This window comes from Candidatus Nitrosopumilus sp., assembly GCF_965262695.1.
GTDB lineage: Archaea > Thermoproteota > Nitrososphaeria > Nitrososphaerales > Nitrosopumilaceae > Nitrosopumilus.
Genome location: NZ_OZ253550.1, coordinates 1,241,434 through 1,258,539 on the forward strand (window position 1 = coordinate 1,241,434; position 17,106 = coordinate 1,258,539).

Consider the following 17,106-nt stretch of genomic DNA (forward strand, 5'->3'; position numbering starts at 1 on the left):
TTTGGACATAACTGAAAAAATTGATTTAATTGAAAGATCTCCAACTGAAGAAGTTGTTACACGTGATGAATTAACTGAGTTATTCAAAACAAATTCATCTCCAAAGCATTACATTGGTTTAGAGATTTCTGGTTTTTTACATCTTGGTAGTTTAATCAGTACAGGATTCAAGATTAATGATTTTGCTAAAGCTGGTGTAAAGTGTACAATATTTCTTGCAGATTGGCACACATTAATCAATGATAAATTAGGAGGGGATTGGGAAATAATTTCCAAAGTTTCAAAATATTATCAAGATGCTTTCAAGTTAGTTTGTCCTGATGCGGAAATTATTTTAGGTTCAAAACTTTACGAAGAAAAAACAGAATATTGGTCAGAACTTGTAAAATTTACAAAACACATGTCATTAGCTAGAACAATGAGAACTCTAACAATTATGGGTCGTTCAGAAAACGAAGAGAAGATAGATGTTGCCAAACTACTTTATCCAGCAATGCAAGCAGTTGACATTCATTCCTTAGATGTAGATATAGCACATGCAGGAATGGATCAAAGAAAAATCCACATGTTAGTCAGAGAAATATTTCCTAAAATGAAATGGAGAGTACCAGTAGCTGTTCATCACAAATTATTACCAGGACTTTCCAAGCCTGCAGATACTAGCGAGTCACAAGTTCTAGGAAAAATGAGCAAATCTGATCCAAATTCAGGTGTTTTTATTCACAATACAGATGATGAAATCAAGAAAAAGATGAACAAAGCCTGGTGCGAAGAGGCCAACATAGAGAACAACCCACTTTTAGAGATTGCAAAGACGGTGATTTTCCATGAATTTGATGAGATGAATGTAGAAAGACCTGAAAAATTCGGTGGAAATGTATCATATCAAAATTATAATCAACTCGAAGCAGATTTTGCTGAAAAGAAACTGCATCCAGGAGATTTGAAACAAACAGTTGGAAATTATTTGGTAAAAATAATATCTCCAATCAGAAACAAGCTTGATCTTACTGAAGAATTACATGATGCAATTAAGAAAAGTTACTGAACTTTAAGATCTGGATTAGTTTGTTCTTCTAAATTGTATTTTGATTTGTATCCTCTTGGATTTATCATCAAATCTTTGTAAGAATAAGTAGATGAGTTCCCTACTATTACAGTACTAGTCATTCCTAATTTGTCTGAATGATTGGGTAAGTTTTCTAAATCAGTCATAACTATTGTTTCAGATTCTCTATATGCACTCACGATAATTGCAACAGGTGTTGTTGGTTTTCTATATTTTAACAGGATTTTTCTAGCATCTTGTAACTGATGAATTCTTTTCTTACTAGCAGGGTTGTAAATTACAAGAACAAAATCACCTTTTGCTGCAGATTCTACTCTGTTTTCAATAACTTCCCATGGAACTAACAAATCACTCATACTTACAACTGCAAAATCTGTCATTAGTGGTGAGCCAACAATAGAGGCACAAGAATTGAGGGCAGATACGCCTGGAACAACTTCAACCTGAAGTCCATCTTTTGGATCCCAACCGCTTTCAGCTAAAGTTTCATAAATCAATCCAGCCATTCCATAAATTCCAGGATCACCACTAGATACAAGAGATACAATTTTTCCTGATTTTGCAAGATCAATGCATTGGTGAGCTCTCTCAACTTCTTGAGTCATTGCATAACGATGAACTGTTTTTCCTTCGATAAGATCTGAAACTAAATTTACATATGTTTCATAACCAACAATAGTATCACTTTCACCAATTACCTTTTTTGCTCTAAAAGTCATATGATCATTATTTCCAGGACCAACACCAACAATATTCAATTTTCCAGTCAATTTTACAACAAATTGTCTTTGAAGTAATTTATCCCTTTAGCGAATTATTGAAAGGGATCTACAAATGGACAATTTACTATATGATCACTATTAGTTGGTCGTGCTATACTAACAGTAATCAGATCATCTGCTCTGAATGAATCAATGTCAGATTTTGTTTCAAGAATTTTTGCATTTTCTGAATCATTCCATTCAATTAGATAAATTCTCCACATTGGACTGTAATTTTCATCACCTAATGCTGCTGCTGCAATTCCAGGTTGAAATCCTAATGGACCTGTACCTTTAATTCCATTTTTAAATTGGAAAAGATCAACTGCTCCTGAATGTGCAATTAGATTTGCAGAAGTTGGTGATGAAGACACTCCCATCATCTCGGCGGGTCCAGATGGAGTCGCATCAGTTACAATATAGTAAATTGTTCTTCCATCAGGTCCCCATCCTCTATGAGCAACAAATGTTACAGTCATCTCCTCTTCATTTAATTCAGTAATTTGGCCTCCTCCATAAGACATGGTATCAGTAATTTCTTTATCTGAACGTATTTCCATCATACCACCAGGCCAAGCAATATGAGGAGTATTGAGTACAATGCCTGTTTCATTAAATTCAATTCTTCCACTTTCTTTAGCTGCAATTACATCATTGGCAGATTCAAAGACAGTCTCTTTTTGACCTGTTTTCCAGGTTACTTCAACTACAGAAGATAATGCACTGTATACTGATTCTTGTTGTGGAGTACTAGAAAATACTTCGTCTTGGAATCCATAAAGTCCATCCCCTTTAACTCCATTTTTAAAAACAAATATTTTTTGAAGTGTATTTTCTGGAACATCAGCTAGAACAGGTGCAAGCTCTACATTCCATTCTTGTTTTTCTGATAGAATTTTTGCATACTCTTCATCACTGCCATCAGTAATAATGTACAGAACTTCTTCTCCATCATAGATTCCTTTATGCATCGGAATTGTAGCAGGAACATTTGCTCTTGAAAGTAATGATGATGGTTCTTCTTTTTCTAGTTCAATTTTTTGCATAACAACTTCAGTTGGTTGTCCTCTAATCCACCCATCAACACTTACAGTTGATGTAAATGGTTTTGAATTTGGAGAGTGTAATCCAAGTGCAGCTCCCGTAAATTCAAAAGAACCAGATTTTTCTTGTAAATTTATTAGAGATAATCCATAAACAGTATCTCCATCAATACTCCAAGTGGGTTGGCCTTTTGCATCATTTGAATTAATTTCATGTAAAACAACAATCTGAACAGGCTCACTAGAGGTAAATGTCATAGAGCCATCATAGATTGTACCTTCATTAGGCGACAAAATTAGAGATAATTGATGATTTTCATGCCCTTGACCAGGATCTTGAGATGATGAGAAAGTTTGTGTAAAATGAATTTTTTTTCTAGATCCTGCATCAGCAAACTGATCTGATAATGAAGAAATTGTAATGATGCTTGTTGCAAAAATTCCAATTATCAATATGGCAAGTAATTTTCTCAACAAGTTTCATTAAGATTATTCCCTTAAATGATTTTGTCTTAATTGATTTTGTCTAATGCAAATGCATTATGTAATGCACGAACAGCTGCATTTGTATCAGAATTTTTAACTACAAATGCCAGATTTAGTTCAGATGAGCCTTGAGTGATCATTGAAACATTTACTTTGTTTTTCTCAGCAGCACCAAAAACTTTGGATGCAACACCTACAGTTCCACGCATTCCTGAACCAATAAGTGCAATAATTGCTACATTTGTTGTAACTTCTAGTTTTTTGATAATTTTTCCTAATAGTTCCATTTCAAGTGAACTTACAGCTTTATCAAGATCAGCATTCTTCACCACTATTGTTATACTAGATTCAGATGGATTTTGAGATATCATCATTACGTTGATTCCGGCTTTAGCTAATGTTGCAAATATTTTTGCAGCAGTACCAGGAGTTCCAACCATGCTTCCACCTTGAATATCGATCAGTCCATTGTTTCTAACATTACTAACACATTTTACGGTATTTTTTACAGATGACGAAGGAGAAGCTGTAACTAGAGTTCCTTCATTTTTTACATTAAAAGAACTTCTTATCTTCATTGGGATTTTTTTTGATAATAGAGGCTCAAATGTGCGTGGGTGTATCTGTTTTGCACCAAATAACGCCATTTCAATTGCCTCAATGTATGATACTTGTTTGAGCAACTTTGCATTCTTGACAATTTTTGGATCTGCAGTCATCAGACCATCTACATCACTCATCAACCATATTTCATCTGCTTTTATGCAAGTTCCGACAATTGTTGCTGAATAATCTGATCCACCTCTTCCAAAAGTAGTGACATGACCGTGTTGATCTGCACCAACAAAACCTCCTACAACAGGTATTATTTTCTTTGAGAAAAGATTTTCAACATTTTTTGATACTCTTAATCTAGTTGTATCAATTAGTGGTTTAGATTCACCAAAATTAGAGTCAGTAACTATTCCAACTTCTTTTCCAGTTAGAGGTACTGATTTCTTACCTGAATCGCTAATTGCCATTGAAACTAGTTTTATTGATAATCTCTCACCAAACGAAAAAAGATAATCCATTGTTCTTGGAGTAACCTCTCCTAACAGCACCATTCCATCAATTAATGCAACAAGTTCTGCAAAATCATCATCAAAATCTTTTAATAATTTTTTACGTAAATCAGATTTTTTGATTGTCTGTTTTACTAATTGTTTATGTCTATTGGTTATTTTTGATGCAAGTTGTTCAGCTTTTGATTTATTTTCTTTTTTAATTGATTCAGATATTTCTATTAGATCGTCTGTTGTTCCACTAGTTGCAGAGCATACAACTACGATTTGATTTTTCTTTGATAATGAATTTAGATGGTTAGCTACTGCTCGAATGTCTTTTGAAGAGGAAATCGACGTTCCACCATATTTTATTACAAGTCTCAATTCAAAATACCTGAATTAGTTAATCTTTAAATGCTTTAACTTTCCACGCGTGGAGCTAAGTAAAAGTGAATTCGACCAATATTGGCTACTTTGAATTCAATTCTGAGTGGTTTTGCGCTTGAAAATTCACATGTAATAAAGCCCGCAGTAGTTCCTACTGCTTTTACTACAGGATTTAGATATTCTAAACTATAGGTTCCAACACTGTCTTCTTTAGAAGAAATCTCTTCAATATCTTCATCATCTTTGTCTAAATCAATTACAACTTCTCCAGAATCTCCTTTTCCTGAAAAATCACCTTTAGAATCAGATGTATGTATTGTCAAATAGTCTGATACAACTTGAACATCACCCAAAATTTTATCAAATTTTGATGAAGATAATATGATTTTAGAATCATATGGTATCTTTGGTAATGGTGTATCTGTTGCAGAACTTTCAATCAAACGCATTTTGTATTTTTTATTTTTACCAACTGTAACTAACAACATGTTTTGTTCAGAGATGCTAATCTCTATACTGTCTTTTTTGTCTGCTCTTTTAATGAGTTTTGAGAATTCATCTATTCTTACTCCAAATTTTATATCACTATCACATTCGTATTTTTCAAACGCAGAATTAGGCCAAGAAATATCGATAAGAGCAACGTGAGATGGGTCCATACCTCTAAAAGAAATTCCTTCTGCGGTTGCAACAAATGTTGCCTCTTCAACAAGTGTTGAAATTGCAGATATGATTGCCTTTAGATCATCGGAACCACTTGTTTTTGCTCCAAAAGTCAAATCAACTTTGTTGACTTTATGTTCCAGTTAAACGTTATGCGTAATTACGCCAAGTATTCTTACATTTTGTACAGCGATAGAATTGTGTGGTTGGTTCATCTGCACTTCTTGTTTGAAGCATCCACCAAATTGCTTCATCATGTCCGCATTTTTCACATTCTATTTTGATAGTTGGATGAGATTCCTCTCCTTCATCTCCTTCAAAAGCTAAAATAGATTCTTCTTGTTCTTCATTTTCAATAATTTTTTTGGTCTGTTTTTCTTCTTGTCCTTCAGTATAACCACATTTTGAGCATTGTAGGCCAGAAGTACCTTTTTTTAATTTAACCTCACACTTGGGGCAAAACTTCAATTCTAATTTACCTTAAGTTTTGAATTAAATAATTGTTTGAACTCATCTGCCATTTTGATTGCTGAATCGGTAGCTTTCTTTATTTCACCCAGTGGTTTTGAACTAGAATTAATTCTCATCCAACACTCGTTAGTTAGTGGATGTTTTACAATAACACCTGCAAAATCAATATTTGATTCCTTTAGAAGCTCATGTTGAATTAGGTACAAAATCCCAATATCGGTTTCAGTGATTGAGAGGTTGATTTCTTTGGCTTCTGAACTTATCACTTGTGCGTTCATGTATTCAGAAAAAGCACTTATTGCGGATATAAATCATTATGAGCAGTAGAAATGGGCGAAAGTAGGATTTCAGACATAGAATTGGTAAAATCCAAGGATGAATACGCTTCAGATGAAAATATTGAGATAAATGTACAGTTTTCAGTTGAAGGTGGCCTAAGAGACGCATTCAACGAGGCAAACTGGACAAAGGCATACGACAATAATGATGTCTCATTCAAAATGAAATGTGGTGTAAAACTGACGTCAGGTGGCTTTAGGAAAAAAGAATTGGGTAGAACAATCGATACCTACAGAAAGGCATCCATATTTTGGACAAGAAATCCTAAACTTGTCAACCCTATGAAAGACAGAAGGGTTTGGGTACAAGTAGCCAAAAATTTTGAGCCATTTATCAGACTTACAGAAGAAGAAGTTAGAGAGGAATTATTTGATTTTAATGAGAAATTTGTTTTCAAAGCAGAGGATTTAGGAAAAGGCACACACAAAATTAGTGCGGAAGCATTTGCATCATGGCAAAAACACGAGTTTACAGAACCAGGAAGCGTCAAGAACAATTCTGGAGAAATTGAGATCAAAATCAATTAGGGATATAAGGAACTTTTTTGGGGAATTAGTATGGCAAAATATGATGGTTTGTTAGGACAACCACTTCTTGAAATAGAAGATCCTGATAAAGAAGGTGGTATAACTTTCATTATGAAAGATAATAGATTTTTGTTCGTTAAAGTGGTTGATGGTAAAATTGAGACGGTGTCAATTCCAGAATAGGTGAAAATGAATGATAGATGTTGAAGAATTCAAAATGAAAGAAATTCTAAAAATTGAAGACTCTGATTCAAATGATGAATTAACAGTAACTTTTTCAGATAGTAAAACTATGAAGATCAAAATAGTTGATGGTAAACTAGTTTCAGAATCTATTTAATTTTTTATATGTTTTTCATAAAAACCAATTGCTAGTTCCTGTACTTCAGATTGAATGGAACCGGGTCTTTCTTCACGGATCATTTCAATAGCTTTTACTGCTGAAAATTTTTGATATTTTACAAAGTAACATGCAAGTATTGTTCCAGCTCTTCCCATTCCAGCTGCACAATGAACCATTACTGCTTGATCATTTGTAATTTGTTCATGTATGAAATCAACTGCGGAATCAATTTTTTCCATATCAGGTGCAGTTAGATCAGGAGTTGGAACATGAAGATAATCAATATTTTGTGTCCAGTTTTCAGGTAAAGCATTTTCAGTCATAGTTACAATTGATTTTACGCCTTGATTTACAATCCAATCAAATTCATCAAAACTTGTAGGCATGCCAGAGCCTGCTAATTTTTCTTCAATCAACCAAGAAAAGTTTGTTGGTTTTTTTGTAATCTTTCCATGAACTTTTCTCCATATATTACCAGGCTTGCTCATATAAGATATCAACATCTACTATATTTTTAGCATTACGAAATGTTAGAGTGCTACTGCTCTTACAGGTGAACCTGTTGCATCTTTTAGTTTTAGTGGAAGAATTGTAAAATTAAATTCCTTTGAATTAATTTTATTCAAATTTGCCAAGTTTTCTACTATCAAAATATTGTTTTTTGACAAAACATGATGTACACTAAATGATTCATCTTTTCCAAGATCTATACTTGGTGAATCTATTCCAACAAGATTCATCTTTTTTTGTGCAAGATATGTGGCAGCAGATAACGCCAACCCAGGATTTTCTGTAAAATAATTATCTTTTTTGAGATTTTTTTGCCAATCTGTAAAAAAGAAAACTGATGAATTGTTAGGAATAGTTCCATTTTTTTTCTCAAATTGAATAATATCTGACTTTGTGATTGGAGAGTTTTTTGATTTTTTTGTTTTAATTAGGATAGCTTTGCCAATTAATCTGTATAGTGGAATTTGGTCAATTTTGATGCCATTCTTAACAAAATGAAAAGGAGCATCAAGATGAGTTCCAGTGTGAGAACTAAGGAACAAAAGCTCAAGATTATACCCATCATCTTTGAGATTTGACCAAGAAATGAATTGTGGCTTTGGAGAACCAGGAAAACTTGGAATAGATTTTGATATTGTAAGTGTTAGATCTATAGGTTTCACATCAATAAGACAAAATGCTGATTAATCAATTTTTGAATTATGAAAAGTTAAATACTCTTTGAGTAAAAATTTCGTGTGCCTACTGCATATGTTCTACTAAATTCGGATTTAGGATCAGATGAATCAATCATCAACGAAGTAAAGCAAATCCTTACAGATGAGAATGTAACCTATGAAGTTCAAGGAGTTTACGGAGTATACGATATTGTCTTAAAATTGTCTTCAGATGATGGTGAAAAACTACGTTCAATTATTACCAACAAAATTAGAAAGATTACCAAAGTACAGTCTACATTAACCATGATGGTTATCGAAGAACAAGAAAATCTATAGTCTTTTTATTGCATCAATTACTGACATTATTTCTGATTCTGTATTAAAAAAATGAGGTGAAGCTCGTACAATCTTTGTTTCCATAATTTCTCTTAAAGCCAAGATAATGTTTTGTTTTTCAAGTCTATCAACAACTTCTTGTGAATCCATTCCATCTATGTTAAAAGATACAATACTAGTTCGGAAATTAGGATCTTCAGGACCATACAAAATAATTTTCGGTATTTTAGATAATTCTTCTCTTAAAAGATTTGACAAGTATTGATTTTTTTCACGAATATTTTTGAGACCAAAGTTAAGCAAATAATTTGCAGAAGACTCTAGTCCAACAATTCCAACATAGTTTCGAAATCCAGTTTGAAATTTATCAGGAAGTTCTTTGAATGCCAAATTTGTATCGTCAAAAATAATTGCAGACTCTCCTCCAATGGTTCTTGGTTCTAATAATTCACTTGATTTTCTATTACAATAAAACAAACCAGTTCCCATTGGACCACAAAGCCATTTTGAACCATTAAATGACATAAAATTACAATTAATTTTTGAAACATCGACATCAATGCATCCTACAGTTTGTGCACTATCAACAAAAAAAGGCACGTCATTGAGAATTTTTGAAATTTCCTCCAAGGGCAAAATAGAGCCAGTATTGTAAAGAGCATGACTTAGGGCAACTAATTTTGTATTATCATTAATCAATGACTCTAAATCTTCAAGTTCGAAAAATCCATCTTTGTCAATTGAAAGATTTTTCATCGAAATTTTTTCTTTTAGTTTTAACCATGGATAAAAATTGGAATGATGCTCATGAGTCATTCCACGAATGATTATGTTTGATTTTTCATCAAACGTAAGACCATTTGCTACAATATTGATTCCATCAGTTGTACTTTGAGTAAGAACAACTTCATCAGGTTGACATGAGATAATTTTTGCTATAGTTTTTCTTACATCTCTTAATTTTTCAGTTACAAATGGCTCTGACTCTTTTGAATCAGGCCCAATAGAGTTGTAAGATATTAGAAAATCCTTCATTGCTTCAATGCTTTGATTAGGCATCAGAGATACTGATGCATTGTTTAGATAGATTTTATCTGAGCTTGGAAAATCGTCTGAAATATCTTTTGATACTAAATTCATTATTATATCTGTAAAATGCTAAATGGGTGTTGGATAAAAGTCCTGACCAGATTTTAGATAATAATCTAATTCATATTCAAAATGAGTTTAAAGAAAAACTACCCAACATAGTACTTTGTTCAGAACCGTTTCACAAAGCAGAGTTTCTCAATAAATTAATTAATTCTGTTGAAACCCCAGTAATTTTTGTAGATATGGATTTGTTATATACAGGATACATTGAATCAGGTATGATTCAAAAGAAAGATCATCTGACTGTATTTCATCCTACAAAAGAAAATTGGGAAAAAGAGTTCACAGAAATTATCACAAGAGTATCCAAAGAAAAATTTCTTGTAATTATTGATTCGTTTAATGGAGTATACAATACGTTTGAAGATTTAGAGTCTGCCATATTCATCAACTCATGCATCATGTTACTTGCATCCTTGGGAAAAGATGTGGGTTCTTCTCTTATCATAACGGCGATGGCTAGAAAAAAAGAAAACGAAGGTTGGATTCTTACGCCAGGAGGCAAACAAATCATAAAATCTGCAAAAACAGGAGTTTATTTTCTAAAAAGAATAGAGAATAATTTGATTATTCGTTCCATAGATGAAGATTCAAAGATTTTCAAGATCTAATCAGATCTAACTTGAAATGCGATCAGAAATTCAAACGCCGTTATAAAATTTCAAACGCCGTTATAACACGACATTTTTAGGCAAATTATATTAATGCCAAATCAAGATTTTATTTTGTTATGCCAGTAGGAATTATTCCAGACATAAGCGAACAAATGTGTATCGGATGCGCACTATGTGTAGAAATCTGTACAACACTTGGTCCAGATGTCCTTAGAGTAAAACCAGTTGAAGGCTGGAAGAGAGGTAAAGCATTTGTCTTTTACCCAGAAAGATGTATTTCTGATGGTGCATGCATCGGTGTATGCCCAACAAAAGCAATCTTTTGGATGAGACCAATGGACTTTACTGTTGGACAACCAGTTCCACTCCACAAAGATTCAGTCTTCGTAAAAGGTTGGACCGAATTAATCGATTAGATTAGTTCAACTTTTAATTTCTTTTTCTTATTTTAAATTTTAACAGCCCCAGGCTTTGTTTTTGGCATATCGGGTTTCTTCTTTAACCAAAGTAATGCAACAATAAACATCACAGCTGGAACAAGAATAATGAAAATCATTAACTCGTAATAGGTAGTTAATCTTTGTGCAGGTTTAATATGATATGATTCATGTGATGTTTTTTCAGGATTGGCATAAACTGCAGTAGTGAAATCTACGGATCTTTGTTCTTTGTTTTGTACATCTCCAAATACAGTAACACTTTCTTCAGCTAATAATGATGGAGCTTGAATTCCTTCAATTCTAATAATAATGGAACCAGAATTAGAAAAGACAAAATTTCTGTAATCGCCACCAATCTGACTTAGCCCTTCATCTCGAAAAATTTCTTGTCCATTTTGGAAAATTACAAAGTTATACTTCATCTCTGCCAGATTAGAATTTGTTTGTGGATCATAGAATTGATATACAAATTGAATTTTTTCATGAGTTTTGATAACAGGGGGATCCCATGCTAAATCAACTTCAATAGTTCTATCTGGGGTATATTGTAAAATAGGAAATTGAATTTCTTTTCCTGTTGCATCATGTGGATAATCTGGTATTGCTTCTTCAACAATTACCATACCATCCATCCACGGATGAATTGTACAGAAATATGAAAATCTGCCAGATTCTTCAAATTGATATGACCAAGATTCTCCAGGCATAAATCTACCACTATCGAAAATTCCATCATGTGTTCCAAAATCTCTATTATCCATCCAACCAAAACGTCCTGGACCATCACCACTAGTTACAGTATGAGCTTCTCTGTCATCATTATACCAAGTTATAGTATCTCCAACAATCACATTAATCAAAGGAGGATCATACCAAACTTCTGCAGGAGTATTTAGTTCAGGATTATATGCACCAAATGGAATATCAACTATGTATTCTTCAGCAAAAGCAACTGGAACTGAGCCTAGAATAAGAAATAATGAAAATAAGTAGAAATTCTTCATGAATTGAATACATTAAATTTTTTAATAAATTTACGAAGTTATTTTCAAAAGTAATTATCAAATTGAAGAATTACTGTAGATATAATATACTTGGAAATACTAGAAGCCTTGATATTTACATAGAAATAACAAAGAACGAAATTGTCAGTCTCATTTAATCTTGATAGAAAACTCATTTTATTAGTAATGATAGTATCAGTAGTTGCACTATCAATTATAGGATACCTTAGTTTCAATTATGCTGACCAGATTTTAAAGCAGAGAACAGGAGATCAATTATTTGGAGAATCCACAGTACGTGGAGAAACTTTGAGATTACTCTTTGAATCAAGAATTGAACAAAATCAGATTTTAGCAAATGATCCTATGATTCAATTCTTAACTACAGAAATGAATAAAGTTTCAAAAGAAGAACTAAAACCTGTCAAAGAAGAAAAGCGTAGAGATTTTCTCATCCAAGTACAAGCATTTCAAGAACTCATTGGGTTCTCAATTGGGTTTGAAGATGTTAAAATAATTGGTAATGACGGAAGCATATTCTTTTCACTTGCAGGAATCTCTAATGAAGATTATTCTCAGAATGAGTATTTCCAGAGAGGATTAAAGGAGTCCTTTATTGATTTTGAACCTACGGAATCTGGTAAAAAAATGATTGTTGTATCTCCTGTTTATGCATCAGATAGTAAAATTGGTGATGAACCAATTGGTGTGATAATATCTAGAATGAGAACTGCTGCAATTGATAATATTTTGCTTAATAGAAGTGGATTAGGCGAAACAGGCGAAGTATACATTGTTAATGATGACTTTGTAATGTTATCTGAATCAAGATTTTTTGAAAATGCTGTATTTCAACAAAAAGTAGACACTGTAGGTGTGCAAAAATGTTTCAATCAAGGAGAAGAGAATATCGGATTTTATCCTGATTACAGAGGAGTTCCCATTTATGGCTCTTCATATTGTGCACAAGATTTAGGAATTGTTTTACTTGCAGAAATTGATGAAGGCGAAGTAGAAAAGCCAATAGGTATTCTACAAGAGAGAATTTTGCTAACGGGTATAGTTATAATCATTGTAATGGGAATTGTTGCTTTTGTTATGTCAAAATCTCTATCAAAACCATTAATCAAATTGAAAAATGCTGCAAATCAAATTGCAGGTGGAGATTTTGATGTTAGAACAAACATCAAAACAAGAGATGAGATAGGAGAATTATCTAACGCATTTGATTCAATGGCACAAAAATTACAAGAATCATTAATTGAGATTAAAGAAAAAGAAGAAGTTATCAAACAACTTGAAGGAGATATGCTGTTAAAATTCTCACAGCATGAAGAAAATGATTGTGTAGGCGTAATTGATATGGCTGATTCCACTAGAATATCATCAAAATTATCTGATCAAGATGTTTCTAAACTATATGAAATATTTTTGAATTTTATGGCAAAGATTGTTATCAATCACAAAGGAGAAGTCATAAAAAATATTGGAGATGCATTGATGTTTAGATTTGCAAATGTTGATACTAGTAATGATAAAGAATTGAAAAATATTTTGGAATGTTGTTTGTGTATGGTTGAATCACATGAAAAACTACAAGACCAACTCGAAAAAGAAAATATGCCTAAATTAGATTACAAAATCAGTTTAACATACGGTCCGGTAAAAGTAGCTGAAAGCGTCACTTCTAAAATTAGTGATGTATTTGGTCCTACTGTAAATAGATGTTTTAAAATAAACTCACTTTGTCCAAAAAATAGTTTGGTAGTTGGTGAAAATATACATAATATTTTCCGAGATTTTTCAGAATACGAATTTTCAGAATTATGTATAATTGAATTAAAACAAAAATATGGTTACAACATTTTTGAAGTTAGAAGAAAAGGACTGGATAGTTTTGGAGCAAAATCCGAATAAGGCTATATGATATTTTGATCTAATTAGTTCTTAGAAAAGCCAAATCTGGATGCCCAACCTGATTTTTGCTTTTTTGTGGGTTTTTTTGAGAGATTGTTTAACATTTCATAGGTGATTGTAAATCCATGACCTACCATTGTTGCATCACTTGGATAATTTTCTTTGTTGGGAACAAATTCATCAGCTAAATCTTTGATTTTCTTTGTTTTGAGATCAAATAATCTAATTTTCTTGCCATTTTCTAGCTCAATTTTTGCATCACCACTTAATCCTTGAATTGAAAAATTTTCAAAGAATCGGATTAATCCACCTTCTTTTAATTTGATTACAGAATCATAGGTAAATTTACTTCCATAAAACAAGATCTCACGTGCAGAAATTACTACATCATCTTCTACATTTAGAACAATTATTGTATCAGCATTTAATGAAACAGTGTTAACTGCATTTTCAGCAACAATTTTTCCATTTGGAGCAGAAACTTGAGTTCTATGTTCTAGGATTTTATAGACACCAACTTTACCATTAGGATCTTCAACTCTAAATTTTCTTCCAAAAATATTTCCCACTACAATGTTGCCATTATCTACAGTAATTTTGGCTCCATTTTCTATTTTATACTTGTTTTCTACAGGATCAAGAAATTTGAAATCTCCTTTTGTCAGATGAATATTTGTTTGAAATTCTTGAGTCCATGATGGACTAGTAATACTTCCCTGCATTGTAATTGGTCCATCATAAGTTAAATTTCCTGCCATAAAGTTTCCTTTAATGGACAAAGCACCATTAGCTTTTCTTTCAAATTCCATTTCACCTAGAGTTTTTGAACCAAATAATCTTGATCCAGTTGAATTTGCTCTATTGTGTGCAGCTGCCCATTCTTCAGCTGTTTTCATTTCTTTAAATAATTGTTGACCTAGAATCTGATTTTTTCTTCTTACATCAGATTCAGATTCATCAGAATAAACTCTGGAGTTTTTTAGTTTTTCAATATCTGTTTCAGGATATTTTTTACCAATTTTTAGATCTTCATATGCTTGTTTGATTTTTATGAATTGTTCATTTTCTCCACCACGATCAGAGTGATACTGAAGAGCTAACCTTCTAAATGCGTCACGAATTTCTTTTTCAGTAGTTCCCTCAACAATTCCTAAAATATCATAATTACTTTCAACCATATTTCAGATCCCCGTATATTTTGCAGAATTTACTATACTTGTAGTTTATTACATTTATAGAATATTAGAGAATCAAAATAAAAATAAAAATTGTAAAAGATGTCTATTTTACAACAAGTACTGGAATGTTGGTTTTGTGCATAACATAATTAGATGTGCTTCCAAGAAATGCTTCTTTTGCTCCACCCATACCTCTTGCACCAATCACAATCATGTCAAATTTTCCTTTTTTAGCATATTTGACAATCTCAGAGCCAGTATGACCACCGCCGGTGTGATATTTGAATTTGGCACCGGCATTTTGTGCTTTCTTCATTGCAGGACCAATAGCTTTTACAGCCTTTTTTTGAGCCTCATCTTTCATTTTTTGTGTGTATTTTATTCCTGCTGCGATAGGTAAATGAAATACGTAAAAGCCAGTGATTTCAGCACCACTACCTTTTGCAATTTCAATTGCTCTATCTAAACCACGTGTAGCATTGGTAGAACCATCAAGTGGAACAAGAATTTTTGAGAATTTTGCCATGGGATGGTTTTTTATCAATTCAATATAAAGAGGAATATTAATTTTCAAAGTTGAAATTCTAAAATTACAATCAGACTTGAAAATTATATCTGCAGTTTTTATACAAAAAATCTTCTAGAGTAAAAATTGACAATTACTGAAATTTCAAACAAACCAATTTCTATTATCAAAAATTCTACAATTTCTGATGCTATCAAAATGCTTCTTAACACAAAGATCAGCAGACTAATTGTAAATGATGGTGGAAAGCATATTGGCATAATTACTGAAAAAGACATAGGACTTTTTTTATTCTCAGAGACCACAAAGAGAGGATTAGAAGAAATACCTGTCACAGATATTATGAAGCCTATAGAATTTGTTGAACAAGATGTAACTCCTAAAAATGCTGCAAAGATTATGATCGAAAAAGAAATTAGTTCATTATCTATAGGAGGAGGACAGGAAGTAAAAGTAATTATCACAAAAAGTGATCTTGTAAAATATTTTGCAAGAAGAATGCAAGAGAAAAACAAAGTAGTGGATTTTATGACTCACAATTATGAATCCACACATACAGCTGCGCCATTGTATAAAGTTGTAAGAAAGATGTTAGAGAGAAAAATTTCAAGAATAATTGTAAAAAATCAACAAGAAGAGCCTGTAGGAATAATTTCATTTAGAGATCTATTTAGAATATCAATTGAACTTGGCAGTGAAGATGATTTTTCAGGAACAAATTTTGATAATGTTAGGCGTGGATTTCTCTCAGAAGATGGGTTTGGAGACATTTCATTGGCTAGAGATGTAATGACTAAAGGGTTAATCACTATCAAATTTAATGAAGACTTGGCTGAAGCTTGTAATGTGTTATTAGAGAATAATGTAAGTGGACTGGTTGTTCTTGATGGAAATAATACCATTACAGGGGTAATTAGCAAAAGTGATGTTATAAAAGCATTAGCGTCATAACATGAAATGGCATTTTGATGACTTTATCTATGGTTCCATAGATGGGGCAGTTACAACTTTTGCAATAGTAGCTGGAGTAGTTGGTGCAGGACTTTCTCCTGGAATCATATTGATTTTAGGATTTGCTAATCTATTTGCTGATGGTTTTGCAATGGCTGCAGCAAATTTTCAGGCATCAAAAGCAAGAAATGAGTTTATTCAAATGAAAAGAAGACAGGAAGAATGGGAAATTGATAATTTAGAAGATCAAGAAAAAGAGGAAATTCGCGATATTTATCGAAAAAAGGGTTTCAAAGATGAATTATTAGAAGAGATTGTCCGAATAATTACTTCTAGAAGAAAGGTTTGGGTAGATACTATGATGAGAGAAGAATTAGGATTAATTGAAGATGAAAAGAAACCAGTTGATAGTTCTATTAGTACATTTGTAGGTTTTAATATAATTGGGGTTATTCCTCTAATTCCTTTTATCATGTTTTTTGCATTTGATTTGAATTTAAATTCAGATACATTTCTTTATTCAACAATTTCAGTGGCAATTGCATTTTTCATTGTCGGAATGATTAAAGCAAAAATTGTAAGGAAGTCAAAAATACGTTCAGGGATATACACATTGATTATTGGTGGAATTGCAGCAACTGTCGCCTATATGGTAGGATATGGGTTAAATTTTCTAGTCTGAAA

22 protein-coding genes are annotated in these 17,106 nt (G+C 32.4%); 10 read left to right on the top strand and 12 right to left on the bottom strand.

Features of this window, described 5'->3' with window-relative positions:
* Position 1: 1 nt before the first annotated feature.
* A complete protein-coding gene (locus tag ACQY2P_RS07570; RefSeq protein WP_428326043.1) occupies positions 2-1,048 on the top strand; it encodes a tyrosine--tRNA ligase in 1,047 nt (348 codons plus the stop codon).
* Here the strand turns inward: ACQY2P_RS07570 and cobJ are convergent.
* Genes cobJ through ACQY2P_RS07600 form a run of 6 tightly spaced genes read right to left on the bottom strand, consistent with a single transcriptional unit; the run spans position 1,042 to position 6,204 of the window.
* Entirely contained in the window at positions 1,042-1,839 is a 798-nt protein-coding gene (cobJ, locus tag ACQY2P_RS07575) for a precorrin-3B C(17)-methyltransferase (RefSeq protein ID WP_428326044.1), read from the bottom strand. The genes ACQY2P_RS07570 and cobJ overlap by 7 nt on opposite strands.
* 44 nt (positions 1,840-1,883) lie before the next feature.
* Positions 1,884-3,347, bottom strand: a complete 1,464-nt coding sequence (locus ACQY2P_RS07580) for a DUF7482 domain-containing protein (protein WP_428326045.1) — start codon at positions 3,345-3,347, stop codon at positions 1,884-1,886.
* Positions 3,348-3,385: 38 nt separating this feature from the next.
* Entirely contained in the window at positions 3,386-4,789 is a 1,404-nt protein-coding gene (locus ACQY2P_RS07585) for an aspartate kinase (protein ID WP_428326046.1), read from the bottom strand.
* 35 nt (positions 4,790-4,824) lie between these two features.
* Complete coding sequence (gene pcn / locus ACQY2P_RS07590; protein ID WP_048083698.1) at positions 4,825-5,571, bottom strand: proliferating cell nuclear antigen (pcna); 747 nt, start codon at positions 5,569-5,571, stop codon at positions 4,825-4,827.
* 34 nt (positions 5,572-5,605) lie between these two features.
* Positions 5,606-5,923 carry a transcription factor S gene (locus ACQY2P_RS07595; RefSeq protein WP_428326047.1) on the bottom strand — a complete coding sequence of 106 codons (318 nt, stop codon included), beginning with the start codon at positions 5,921-5,923 and terminating at the stop codon, positions 5,606-5,608.
* A gap of 2 nt (positions 5,924-5,925) precedes the next feature.
* Positions 5,926-6,204 carry an RpoL/Rpb11 RNA polymerase subunit family protein gene (locus ACQY2P_RS07600; protein WP_012216139.1) on the bottom strand — a complete coding sequence of 93 codons (279 nt, stop codon included), beginning with the start codon at positions 6,202-6,204 and terminating at the stop codon, positions 5,926-5,928.
* 51 nt (positions 6,205-6,255) lie between these two features.
* On the opposite strand from ACQY2P_RS07600, the gene ACQY2P_RS07605 reads away from it, so the two are divergent.
* The 3 genes from ACQY2P_RS07605 to ACQY2P_RS07615 are packed head-to-tail and all read left to right on the top strand — an operon-like array spanning position 6,256 to position 7,132.
* Entirely contained in the window at positions 6,256-6,792 is a 537-nt protein-coding gene (locus ACQY2P_RS07605; RefSeq protein WP_428326048.1) for a hypothetical protein, read from the top strand.
* 30 nt (positions 6,793-6,822) lie between these two features.
* The gene (locus ACQY2P_RS07610) at positions 6,823-6,975 is read left to right on the top strand and encodes a hypothetical protein (protein WP_428326049.1); all 153 of its coding nucleotides are present in this window, start codon (positions 6,823-6,825) and stop codon (positions 6,973-6,975) included.
* 10 nt (positions 6,976-6,985) lie between these two features.
* Positions 6,986-7,132 carry a hypothetical protein gene (locus ACQY2P_RS07615; protein ID WP_428325160.1) on the top strand — a complete coding sequence of 49 codons (147 nt, stop codon included), beginning with the start codon at positions 6,986-6,988 and terminating at the stop codon, positions 7,130-7,132.
* Here ACQY2P_RS07615 and ACQY2P_RS07620 read toward each other — a convergent pair.
* Positions 7,129-7,623, bottom strand: coding sequence for a dual specificity protein phosphatase 23 (locus ACQY2P_RS07620; RefSeq protein WP_428326050.1), 495 nt, complete (start codon positions 7,621-7,623; stop codon positions 7,129-7,131). The genes ACQY2P_RS07615 and ACQY2P_RS07620 overlap by 4 nt on opposite strands.
* 42 nt (positions 7,624-7,665) lie before the next feature.
* Positions 7,666-8,307: a cyclase family protein gene (locus ACQY2P_RS07625; RefSeq protein ID WP_428326051.1), complete on the bottom strand. Its 642-nt coding sequence runs from the start codon at positions 8,305-8,307 to the stop codon at positions 7,666-7,668.
* Between the two features lie 75 nt (positions 8,308-8,382).
* Here ACQY2P_RS07625 and ACQY2P_RS07630 point away from each other — a divergent pair, with 75 nt between their 5' ends.
* Positions 8,383-8,640, top strand: a complete 258-nt coding sequence (locus ACQY2P_RS07630; RefSeq protein WP_428326052.1) for an Lrp/AsnC ligand binding domain-containing protein — start codon at positions 8,383-8,385, stop codon at positions 8,638-8,640.
* Here the strand turns inward: ACQY2P_RS07630 and ACQY2P_RS07635 are convergent.
* Positions 8,635-9,780, bottom strand: coding sequence for an aminotransferase class V-fold PLP-dependent enzyme (locus ACQY2P_RS07635; RefSeq protein ID WP_428326053.1), 1,146 nt, complete (start codon positions 9,778-9,780; stop codon positions 8,635-8,637). The two genes, ACQY2P_RS07630 and ACQY2P_RS07635, sit on opposite strands and share 6 nt — an antisense overlap.
* A gap of 26 nt (positions 9,781-9,806) precedes the next feature.
* Here ACQY2P_RS07635 and ACQY2P_RS07640 point away from each other — a divergent pair, with 26 nt between their 5' ends.
* Positions 9,807-10,403: a hypothetical protein gene (locus ACQY2P_RS07640; protein WP_428326054.1), complete on the top strand. Its 597-nt coding sequence runs from the start codon at positions 9,807-9,809 to the stop codon at positions 10,401-10,403.
* A gap of 119 nt (positions 10,404-10,522) precedes the next feature.
* Positions 10,523-10,822 (top strand): ATP-binding protein, encoded by a 300-nt coding sequence (locus tag ACQY2P_RS07645; RefSeq protein ID WP_012216147.1) that lies wholly within the window; start codon positions 10,523-10,525, stop codon positions 10,820-10,822.
* A gap of 32 nt (positions 10,823-10,854) precedes the next feature.
* On the opposite strand, the gene ACQY2P_RS07650 is transcribed toward ACQY2P_RS07645, so the two are convergent.
* A complete protein-coding gene (locus ACQY2P_RS07650; protein ID WP_428326055.1) occupies positions 10,855-11,850 on the bottom strand; it encodes a cupredoxin domain-containing protein in 996 nt (331 codons plus the stop codon).
* A gap of 141 nt (positions 11,851-11,991) precedes the next feature.
* Between ACQY2P_RS07650 and ACQY2P_RS07655 the strand changes: the two genes are divergently transcribed.
* Positions 11,992-13,767 carry a HAMP domain-containing protein gene (locus ACQY2P_RS07655; protein ID WP_428326056.1) on the top strand — a complete coding sequence of 592 codons (1,776 nt, stop codon included), beginning with the start codon at positions 11,992-11,994 and terminating at the stop codon, positions 13,765-13,767.
* A gap of 23 nt (positions 13,768-13,790) precedes the next feature.
* Here the strand turns inward: ACQY2P_RS07655 and ACQY2P_RS07660 are convergent, their stop codons facing one another.
* Complete coding sequence (locus ACQY2P_RS07660) at positions 13,791-14,945, bottom strand: J domain-containing protein (protein WP_428326057.1); 1,155 nt, start codon at positions 14,943-14,945, stop codon at positions 13,791-13,793.
* A gap of 103 nt (positions 14,946-15,048) precedes the next feature.
* Positions 15,049-15,471 (bottom strand): universal stress protein, encoded by a 423-nt coding sequence (locus tag ACQY2P_RS07665; protein WP_428326058.1) that lies wholly within the window; start codon positions 15,469-15,471, stop codon positions 15,049-15,051.
* A gap of 126 nt (positions 15,472-15,597) precedes the next feature.
* On the opposite strand from ACQY2P_RS07665, the gene ACQY2P_RS07670 reads away from it, so the two are divergent.
* Both ACQY2P_RS07670 and ACQY2P_RS07675 read left to right on the top strand, forming a co-directional pair.
* Positions 15,598-16,422 carry a CBS domain-containing protein gene (locus ACQY2P_RS07670; protein WP_428326059.1) on the top strand — a complete coding sequence of 275 codons (825 nt, stop codon included), beginning with the start codon at positions 15,598-15,600 and terminating at the stop codon, positions 16,420-16,422.
* Between the two features lies 1 nt (position 16,423).
* On the top strand, positions 16,424-17,104 hold the full coding sequence (locus ACQY2P_RS07675) for a VIT1/CCC1 transporter family protein (RefSeq protein ID WP_428326060.1): 681 nt from the start codon (positions 16,424-16,426) through the stop codon (positions 17,102-17,104).
* Positions 17,105-17,106: the final 2 nt, after the last annotated feature.

Coding starts and splice junctions, on each gene's coding strand:
- ACQY2P_RS07600 (WP_012216139.1), bottom strand. CDS start 6,204: ATGAACGCACAAGTGATAAGTTCAGAAGCCAAAGAAATCAACCTCTCA.
- ACQY2P_RS07605 (WP_428326048.1), top strand. CDS start 6,256: ATGGGCGAAAGTAGGATTTCAGACATAGAATTGGTAAAATCCAAGGAT.
- ACQY2P_RS07610 (WP_428326049.1), top strand. CDS start 6,823: ATGGCAAAATATGATGGTTTGTTAGGACAACCACTTCTTGAAATAGAA.
- ACQY2P_RS07615 (WP_428325160.1), top strand. CDS start 6,986: ATGATAGATGTTGAAGAATTCAAAATGAAAGAAATTCTAAAAATTGAA.
- ACQY2P_RS07620 (WP_428326050.1), bottom strand. CDS start 7,623: ATGAGCAAGCCTGGTAATATATGGAGAAAAGTTCATGGAAAGATTACA.
- ACQY2P_RS07635 (WP_428326053.1), bottom strand. CDS start 9,780: ATGAATTTAGTATCAAAAGATATTTCAGACGATTTTCCAAGCTCAGAT.
- ACQY2P_RS07645 (WP_012216147.1), top strand. CDS start 10,523: ATGCCAGTAGGAATTATTCCAGACATAAGCGAACAAATGTGTATCGGA.
- ACQY2P_RS07650 (WP_428326055.1), bottom strand. CDS start 11,850: ATGAAGAATTTCTACTTATTTTCATTATTTCTTATTCTAGGCTCAGTT.
- ACQY2P_RS07660 (WP_428326057.1), bottom strand. CDS start 14,945: ATGGTTGAAAGTAATTATGATATTTTAGGAATTGTTGAGGGAACTACT.
- ACQY2P_RS07665 (WP_428326058.1), bottom strand. CDS start 15,471: ATGGCAAAATTCTCAAAAATTCTTGTTCCACTTGATGGTTCTACCAAT.
- ACQY2P_RS07675 (WP_428326060.1), top strand. CDS start 16,424: ATGAAATGGCATTTTGATGACTTTATCTATGGTTCCATAGATGGGGCA.